The 8,186-nt window shown below is 61.1% G+C and carries 6 protein-coding genes; 2 read left to right on the plus strand and 4 right to left on the minus strand.

What is annotated here, in order from left to right; translation table 11 throughout:
- Positions 1 to 110 precede the first annotated feature (110 nt).
- The 4 genes from FJ319_13890 to ispH form a co-directional block, all read right to left on the minus strand.
- Complete coding sequence (locus FJ319_13890) at positions 111 to 1,358, minus strand: MFS transporter (GenBank protein ID MBM3935359.1); 1,248 nt, start codon at positions 1,356 to 1,358, stop codon at positions 111 to 113.
- Positions 1,359 to 1,375: 17 nt separating this feature from the next.
- Positions 1,376 to 2,071, minus strand: coding sequence for a 2-phosphosulfolactate phosphatase (locus tag FJ319_13895; protein MBM3935360.1), 696 nt, complete (start codon positions 2,069 to 2,071; stop codon positions 1,376 to 1,378).
- Between the two features lie 80 nt (positions 2,072 to 2,151).
- The gene (locus FJ319_13900; GenBank protein MBM3935361.1) at positions 2,152 to 3,393 is read right to left on the minus strand and encodes an NAD(P)/FAD-dependent oxidoreductase; all 1,242 of its coding nucleotides are present in this window, start codon (positions 3,391 to 3,393) and stop codon (positions 2,152 to 2,154) included.
- Between the two features lie 105 nt (positions 3,394 to 3,498).
- A complete protein-coding gene (gene ispH, locus FJ319_13905; GenBank protein ID MBM3935362.1) occupies positions 3,499 to 4,398 on the minus strand; it encodes a 4-hydroxy-3-methylbut-2-enyl diphosphate reductase in 900 nt (299 codons plus the stop codon).
- A 179-nt stretch (positions 4,399 to 4,577) separates the two neighbouring features.
- Here ispH and FJ319_13910 point away from each other — a divergent pair, with 179 nt between their 5' ends.
- Both FJ319_13910 and FJ319_13915 read left to right on the plus strand, forming a co-directional pair.
- Complete coding sequence (locus FJ319_13910; protein MBM3935363.1) at positions 4,578 to 5,747, plus strand: pyridoxal phosphate-dependent aminotransferase; 1,170 nt, start codon at positions 4,578 to 4,580, stop codon at positions 5,745 to 5,747.
- A 406-nt stretch (positions 5,748 to 6,153) separates the two neighbouring features.
- On the plus strand, positions 6,154 to 7,887 hold the full coding sequence (locus FJ319_13915; protein ID MBM3935364.1) for an NAD+ synthase: 1,734 nt from the start codon (positions 6,154 to 6,156) through the stop codon (positions 7,885 to 7,887).
- The last annotated feature ends 299 nt before the right edge of the window (positions 7,888 to 8,186 follow it).

Consider the following 8,186-nt stretch of genomic DNA (forward strand, 5'->3'; position numbering starts at 1 on the left):
GATAATCTTGCTGGAACGTGAGTCTGTTCAGCTCCAGGTGGGTGCCATCGCAACAATTTCGGACAATCGCTACCGGATCCGCCCGCTGCCTGTTAAGTAGATTTTCAAGGTTACTCCGTCGCCAGCCTCGGCTCCACCTTCAGCCCCGCCGTGTAGATCTGCCTCAACGTCGCCCAGTACCAGCTCACAAACATCACGACAATAAACCCAACACCCCCCACTACCAGCAGCGTCTGCACGCTTATGTGGTCCGCCAGCAGCCCGTTCGCCAGGTTGGAGAGCGCCATCATCCCGCCGACATGGACGGAGTACACTCCCGCCACCCGCCCCCGCACGCCGTCGGGCGTCAGCACTTGCACCATCGCGTGAGCAATGGTCATGAAAGCAGCCTGCGTCGCCCCCATAAACACCGCGCTGAAGACCGCCAGCGGCACGTTGGTCGCCAGCCCAAGCAGGGCGTAGCTCAGCCCGCTCAGCACGCCCATGTTCAGAAGCAGCTTCCCCTTCGTCGCCTCGCTGTGGACCCCTGCCATCGCTAGCGAAGCCACCAGCGCCCCGGCGCCGATCGCCATCATGAGGTAGTTGGTCGCGTGCCCCTGGGCATTCAGGCGCTCCTGCGATAGGACCGGCAGAAGCGACTCTATGGACATCGTCATCCCGCAATGAAAGATGGAGATGATCACCACCGCTCGCAGCGTTCGCTCCCGGTAGACGTACGCCAGGCCGTCCGCCATGTTGCTCATGAAGCCTCGGCTGCTGTCAATGACGCCAGTAGAGGATGTCCGCACCCGCAGCGTCTGCACAAGGCTTACGACGTAAAAAGCAGTGCACAGGAAGAACGCAGCCTCAACGTCCGCCACAAGCATGAGCGGCGCAATGGAGGCAGGGCCAAGCAATCGCGAGCCGTGGACAGTCGCCTGGTGGAGAGAGATAGCGTTGAGTATCTGCCCCTTCGGCACCATGTTCGGAATGAGCGTCTGCGTTACCTGCATCTGGGCGGCATGCGCTGAGCCGTTGATGAGCGAGAGCAGGACCAGGTGCCATGTCTCTATAGTCCCGTTCATCACCAGCACGCCCAGCGCAAGGCTTGAGCCGATATTGACTGCGAACATGACGGCGAGCACGCGACGGCGGTCGAACCGGTCAGACAGGTAGCCGCTGAACGGAGTGATCGCCAGCCGGGGGGTCATCGCGGAGAAGGTGACTATGCCGACCCAGAATGAAGAGTGAGATATGTCGAAGACGAGCCAGCCGCGGGCGACGATGAGCGCCCACGACGCCGCGCCGGCAGTCAGGCTCGCCGTCCACAGCGTGAAGTAATCGCGATTTGCCAGCGCCTCGACGTATCTCCTGAACAACTGTCTTCCTTCGTTACCTACAAATACACGGGCCGGGAGACCAGGAACCCGTCTTCCCTGCCAACCTTCACAGCGAACGGCGACGAGTCCACCTCCAGCGCGATGCTCCGGTCCTTGGGGTGGTACTGGGGCTGGCTCTTATCGTCGTACTTCTTCGATTGGCCGCCGGCCATCACCAGCGAGCGGACGGCCTCTCGGTCCGGCTGACGGCCCTCCAGCAGGTTCCGCATATAGAGTGCGCACTGCTCGTCCTCATCCGTCCTGTACTTCCCCCCGTCTCCCATAGCCACCAGGGTCACAAGCGCAGGGTTATCGCGCAGCAGCGCCTTCACGGTCGCCTGCGCAAGCACAAGCGAGCCGACGTAGATGCAGTCCGCCTTTGTTGCGGAGTTCACGCCAACCGTCCCGGCCATGGTGGAGTGCACGAGCGTCTTGCCCCTCACGTTCGCACTGGAAAGCTCCCACGGCGAGTTCCCGAAGTCGAAACCCTCCGGGCGGATCCCGTGGACCTCCCCCATGCTCAGATGGGCCTTTCCGCTCGACTTGATCTCCCGGGCCAGATCAACAGAGGGCACGAGTATGATCTTCTCAGCGCCCCGCGCGAACGCCACTGCTTCAGCGCTGAAAGCTCTATAAACGTCAATGATCACAACAGTCCCCTCAGCCCGCCTTGCACCCTCAATAAGGCTCTCTATCCGTATCTCCAAATTCACATCTCCAGTTAGCTTTCTTTCGTGTGGCTCACACCCCTGACCTGTCTACTCCGGCCCCCCATTCATCCTTCATACTTCTCCTACTGCGCCCCGTGCTCGTGGGCCCTGCCCTTCTTGAAGAAGCGCTCCGGCGGCTCAGGATCCCTCAAACCGGAACGCTTGCGCAATGCGGGAGATACCCTCACAAGGTCGGATATCAAGACCACTCCCGGCCATGCGACACCAAGCTTCTTGCTGACCCTCTCGTAGGAGTAATCACCACACAGCAGCCCAATCAAGACCCTGGAAAGGACTTCGGTGCGACGCTCAATACCAATGAACATGCCGGGATAAAGGTGGAACACATCCGCGAACTGGCGCGAGAGCCGTAACTCCGGCTCAAGTTTGGATTCCACCTCGCGCCGGTATCCATCCAGGTCACCCGCCTTCCCTTCGACATAGTCGAATATGGCCCGCGAGGCCGCCTGGCCGCTCCAGATCGCAGAATATATCCCTTCCGCCGTAAACGGATCGAGAAGACCCGCTGCGTCGCCGACTGCCAGCACGTTGCCGGTCGCAAGCGGCGAGCCTGAGCAACGGATAGGAAGGTGGTGGCCCCTCAGGCCCCAGATCTTCCCGGGGTCGAAGCCGTAGCTGCGCGTTAGATTGTCCAGCTTCTCCCGCAGCGTCGGCCCCACGTACTTCCAGCCGCCGAGGCCGACATTGAGGTGGTCGCCCTTCGGGAAGATCCAGCCGTACCCGCCCTCGGGGTCACAGAAGTCCACGCCAAGAGCCTTCTCCCAGTCTGCCGGGAACGGTCCTTCCGGCGTTACGTTCCCTTCAATCGCTATGCCGTGGAGCACCTTGATGTCCAGTCCGGCCATCTTCGCCGTAGTCCCGTTTGCGCCATCCGCGGCAACCAGCACCCTTCCATCGTAGTCCTGCTTCGCAGTGCGCACAGTGACATGGCCGTTGCTGCGCTCCACCTGCCTTACTGTCTCGCGCTGGCAAAACTGCGCCCCGGCCTTCACAGACTGATCGACGAGAAGGTTGTCGAGGTGGCGACGCTGCGTGAGGTAAGTGACCGGCTTGCCACCGGACCTGGCAAAGCCGCGCCGCTGCCGCTCCGTGAAGTAAAGGTCCGTTATCTTCCGCTCGACAACCGGCGAGAATTCGAAGTCCAGGAGCCGGGCGGCCCTGATCGTCAGCCCACCGCCACACGGCTTGTCGCGCGGGAATTCCGCGCGGTCAACTATAAGCACGGAGAGGCCACGCCTGGCGCACTCACGTGCCGTGGTGCTGCCCGCCGGCCCCGCTCCTACTACTATTACGTCGAACTTCATACCGGAATCGCCTGAGCCTGGTATCAATGATTCAACGATAAAAGCTTCTGGAAGGCCGTTTTCACAGCCTGGATGCAATGTACGAAAGACATGCGAAAGACGAAGTTACCGTAGCTCTTTGGGGAGGACGAAGTTCACATCCTCTTCTGCGCCTTTGATGAGCACAACCTCTTCGGGAGCTATCGCCGTAACCACCGCTTCGACCAGGTCTTCCGGAGTGGAAGCGCCGGACGTAATGCCGACATTTTCCACCCCTTCCAGCCACTCGCGCTTGAGCTCCTCCGGCCCGTTAATCAGGTAGGCCGGCACACCGTGCGCCTCGGCCACCTCCCGCAGGCGGTTGCAGTTTGAGCTGTTCGGCGCGCCGATGACCAGCACCACTTCCACCTGCTTGCACAGATCCTTCACCGCCACCTGCCGGTTCGTAGTCGCATAGCAAAGGTCGTTGCGCACAACCACGTTGTCGTAGTGCCGCTTGATCTCCGCTATGGACCGCTGGGTGTCATCCACGGACAGCGTGGTCTGGGTCAAAACGGTTACAGGGGTTGTCCTGTCCCACTCTGGCAGCCTGATCGGCTCGCGGTCATCCACCAGGTGCATCGACCTCTGGCCCATCGTCCCTTTTACCTCCTGGTGCCCTTTGTGCCCCACCAAGATGATCTGCCTGCCGTCCGCGGCAAACTTGTGCGCCTCATTGTGCACCTTCGTCACCAGCGGGCAGGTGGCGTCGATGACGTGAAGATTGCGCCGCTTCGCCTTCTCGAAATCCGAGGGCGGCGACCCATGCGCGGAAAAGACTACCGTGGCCCCTTCCGGGATTTCCTCCACGTCCTCAACCGTAATGGCGCCCTTGTCCTCCACTGACTTGACTACGTAAGGGTTATGCACAATCTGGTGCTTCACGTAGACGGGAGGCCCGTACTTTTTGAGCGCCAATTCCACAACGTCAATGGCCCGCACCACACCGGCGCAGAAACCCCTCGGGGTGCCGAGGAAAACTCTCATTTACATGGTCTCCCAGGGTTGGCTAGTACGTAGGATTCTACCATAGCAGGCATCTTCTCAACCTGAAAACAGATCCTTACGAAACCCGTCGCCACCCTGCAGAGCAACATCGCGCCAGTTCCGCCGGAATTACCTACGGTGTATACTACGCAAGGATTTTCAGGAAGGGGAATCAGAAAATGAAGCTTGCGACCCGAATGAGCCGCCTCGGCACCGAGACGGCCTTTGAAGTCCTCGCCAAGGCCAAGCGCCTGGAGGCCGAAGGACGCGATATCATCCACCTGCAGATCGGCGAGCCAGACTTCGACACGCCCATGAACATTGTCGATGCGGGCGTGAAGGCGCTGAAGGGCGGTTACACCCATTACGGCCCATCGGCCGGCCTTCCCCCTCTCCGCGCCAAGATCGCGGAAGAGGTATCGAAGACGCGCGGCGTGCAGTACGGCCCGGAGAACGTAGTCGTGACCCCCGGCGGCAAGCCCATCATGTTCTTCGCCATCCTGGCGCTGGTCAACGAGGGCGACGAGGTCCTCTACCCCAACCCGGGCTTCCCGATCTACGAATCGATGATCCGATTCGTCGGCGGCGTCCCCGTTCCAATGAAGCTGACGGCGGCGCGCGAGTTCGCGATAGACGTGGACGAGGTGGCGAAGTCCATCACGCCGAAGACAAAGCTGATGGTCATCAACTCCCCGAACAACCCGTGCGGGAGCATCGTGCCCAAGGAGACACTGGAGAAGCTCGCGAAGCTGTCTGTGAAGCACGACATCCCCGTGCTGTCGGACGAGATATACATTCGCTTCCTGTTTGAGGGCAAGCACGACTCCATCGTCAGCTTCCCCGGCATGAAGGAGCGCACGATCATCCTGGACGGCTTCTCGAAGACCTATGCCATGACCGGCTGGCGCATCGGCTACGGCGTCATGCCGAAGGAGATGGTGGACCCGATTGCCAAGCTGATGACGAACAGCGTCTCCTGCACGTCCAGCGCCACCCAGATGGCCGCCCTTGAGGCCCTGAACGGCTCTCAGGACGCCGCAAACGCGATCGTCGCCGAGTTCAAGGCCCGCCGCGACATCTTTGTCGGTGGCCTGAACAAGATCTCCGGCATCAAGTGCCCTATGCCGGAAGGCGCGTTCTACGCGTTCCCCAACATCGAGGGCACCGGCATGACGAGCCGCCAGTTCGCCGACGGCCTGCTGGACGAGTTCGGAGTTGCCTGTCTCGCCGGCGAGTCGTTCGGCGAGTTCGGCAAGGGCTGCGTCCGCTTCTCCTTCGCCAACTCCACGAAGAACCTGGAGCGCGCTCTGGAGCGCATCGACAAGTTCGTGAAGAGCAAGAAGAAGTAGTAGACCGTTAGGTACAGCTTAAGTCGACCCAGGGCGGCCTTGTCGGCCGCCCTGTATATTTGATCACACGGGGGTACACACGATGAGCAAAGGTGCAACGCGTGTACATGCCAGTTCGAACGGACGCGGCCAAGTGAAATTGCCAGAGCTTATCAAGCAGGAATTGGGTGTCAAGGAAGGTGAGAATGTAACGTGGGTAATAGAAGGTGATCGAGTCGAGTTGAGAAAAGCGACGGCTGCCGAAACGGAGGCCAAACGGACATCGCGGAAGACACGTACCCCATAAGTGAATTTGGCATTCACGAAACCATCGCCGTGGATGAGCGACTTGTCAAAGCCTCACCGACTGCCAACGCCCCCTATGCTATACTCCATTCCCAAATAGCGACCGTTTCCGGAGTCCACGATGCGCACACTGCGCCTCGCGCTTGCCCAGATCAACACCACAGTCGGCGACCTCAAGGGCAACACCTCAAAAATTATCGAGCACATCGAGCGCGCCAGGGACGCGAAGGCGGACATTGTCGCGTTCCCGGAGCTTGCCGTCACCGGTTACCCGCCTGAAGACCTGCTGTTCAAGCCGCAGCTCATCCGCGAGAACATCGAGCGAATGAAGGAGGTGGCGCGGGCGACGAAGGGCATCGCGGCAGTAGTTGGGTTTGTGGACGCGAACTCGGACGCCTACAACGCCGCCGCTATCGCCCACAACGGCGAGATCGTGGGCGTGTACCACAAGATGCACCTGCCGAACTACGGCGTGTTCGACGAGGACCGCTACTTCAAGCCCGGCACGGAGTGCCCTGTCTTCGTGATCAACGGCACGCCGGTGGGCGTGAACATATGCGAGGACATCTGGTACGCCATTGGCCCCACGGTGGTGCAGCGCGCGGCGGGGGCAGAGGTGATCGTCAACATCAACGGCTCGCCATTCCACGCCGGCAAGCGCGACTTCCGCGAGAAGATGCTTACCACCCGCGCGGCGGACAACGAGCTGTTCGTCGCATACCTGAACATGGTCGGCGGCCAGGACGAGCTCGTCTTCGACGGCGCAAGCATGGTGCTCGACCCCTGGGGCGATGTCGTCGCGCGCGGCAATCAGTTCGTCGAAGAGATGATGGTCGTAGACATCGACGCCGAGTCCGTGCTGCGCTCCCGTCTGCGCGAGTCGCGGCCGCGCAAGGAGAACGCCACGATCATCAGGAGCGTCGGCACGCCGAAGGTCCACCACGTCTCCGACTTCACGCCGGTCGAGCGGCCCAGGCCAACGCCGCTGAAGGTAGAGTGCCTGGACCCCGTCGCTGAGGTATACCAGGCGCTCGTGACCGGCACGCGCGACTACGTACGCAAGTGCGGCTTCAAGAAGGTGCTCGTCGGCCTTTCCGGCGGCATCGATTCGACAATCGTCGCGGTGATAGCGGCCGACGCGCTCGGGCCGGAGAACGTAGTCGGCGTCACGATGCCGTCGCGCTTCTCATCCACCGGCAGCGTGCTGGATTCCGAACTCCTCGCGACAAACCTCGACATCGAGATTCGCACGATCCCAATTGAGCCCGTATTTGCCGCCTACCTCGAATCGCTCGCGCCTCATTTTGAAGGGACGCCGTTCGGCACCGCGGAGGAGAACCTGCAGTCGCGCATTCGCGGCGTCTTTATCATGGCGCTTTCGAACAAGTACGGGTGGATGGTCCTGACCACCGGCAACAAGAGTGAGATGGCGACCGGGTACGCGACCATTTACGGCGACATGGCGGGCGGCTACGCTGTGATCAAGGACGTGCCCAAGACTCTGGTATACCAGCTTTGCGAGTACCGTAACAAGGTAGCCGGCTTCGACCTCATCCCCCGCTCGGTCATCGACAAGCCCCCCAGCGCCGAGCTTAAGCCCGACCAGAAGGATGTCGACACGCTGCCGCCGTACGAGGTCCTCGACCCGATCATCAAGGCGTACGTGGAGGACGACCGCGGCTTCGACGACATCGTCGGCATGGGCTTCGACGCGGCCATCGTCAAGAAGGTTATCCGCCTCGTGGACACGAGCGAGTACAAGCGCCGCCAGGCCCCGCCGGGCATCAAGATCACCCCCCGCAACTTCGGCCGCGACCGCCGCATGCCCATAGCCAACAGGTACGTGCCGTTCTGAGACGTGCCTTATTCAGGCCAACTTGTGTCAATGCTCAGTGACTTTGTCAGTCTTACTGCTCAGTGATTTTGTCAGTACGACTGGTTTTGGTTGAATCAGTCTCGATCTCCAAGGGTGATCTGGACCCGGCTTTCGATCCTTGGGCGAGGAGAGGGGTGTGCTGGAGACGGACCCGTCTCCAGCACGCCCATCTCCTCGCTTGCCCGCCTGAGCTTTTCTTCGCCTTGCTCGCAGGACTGCGGGCCTCAGGGGAGCAACCGTGCTGGCCAGCTCACGCCCCTTGTGCATGACCACGATGC

Source organism: SAR202 cluster bacterium (genome assembly GCA_016872355.1).
Classification (GTDB): Bacteria; Chloroflexota; Dehalococcoidia; order Lucifugimonadales; family VGZY01; genus VGZY01.

What these genes read in the sequence shown, in the direction of transcription:
- FJ319_13910 (MBM3935363.1), top strand. Translation starts at nt 4,578, where the DNA reads ATGAAGCTTGCGACCCGAATGAGCCGCCTCGGCACCGAGACGGCCTTT.
- ispH (MBM3935362.1), bottom strand. Translation starts at nt 4,398, where the DNA reads ATGAGAGTTTTCCTCGGCACCCCGAGGGGTTTCTGCGCCGGTGTGGTG.
- FJ319_13900 (MBM3935361.1), bottom strand. Translation starts at nt 3,393, where the DNA reads ATGAAGTTCGACGTAATAGTAGTAGGAGCGGGGCCGGCGGGCAGCACC.
- FJ319_13915 (MBM3935364.1), top strand. Translation starts at nt 6,154, where the DNA reads ATGCGCACACTGCGCCTCGCGCTTGCCCAGATCAACACCACAGTCGGC.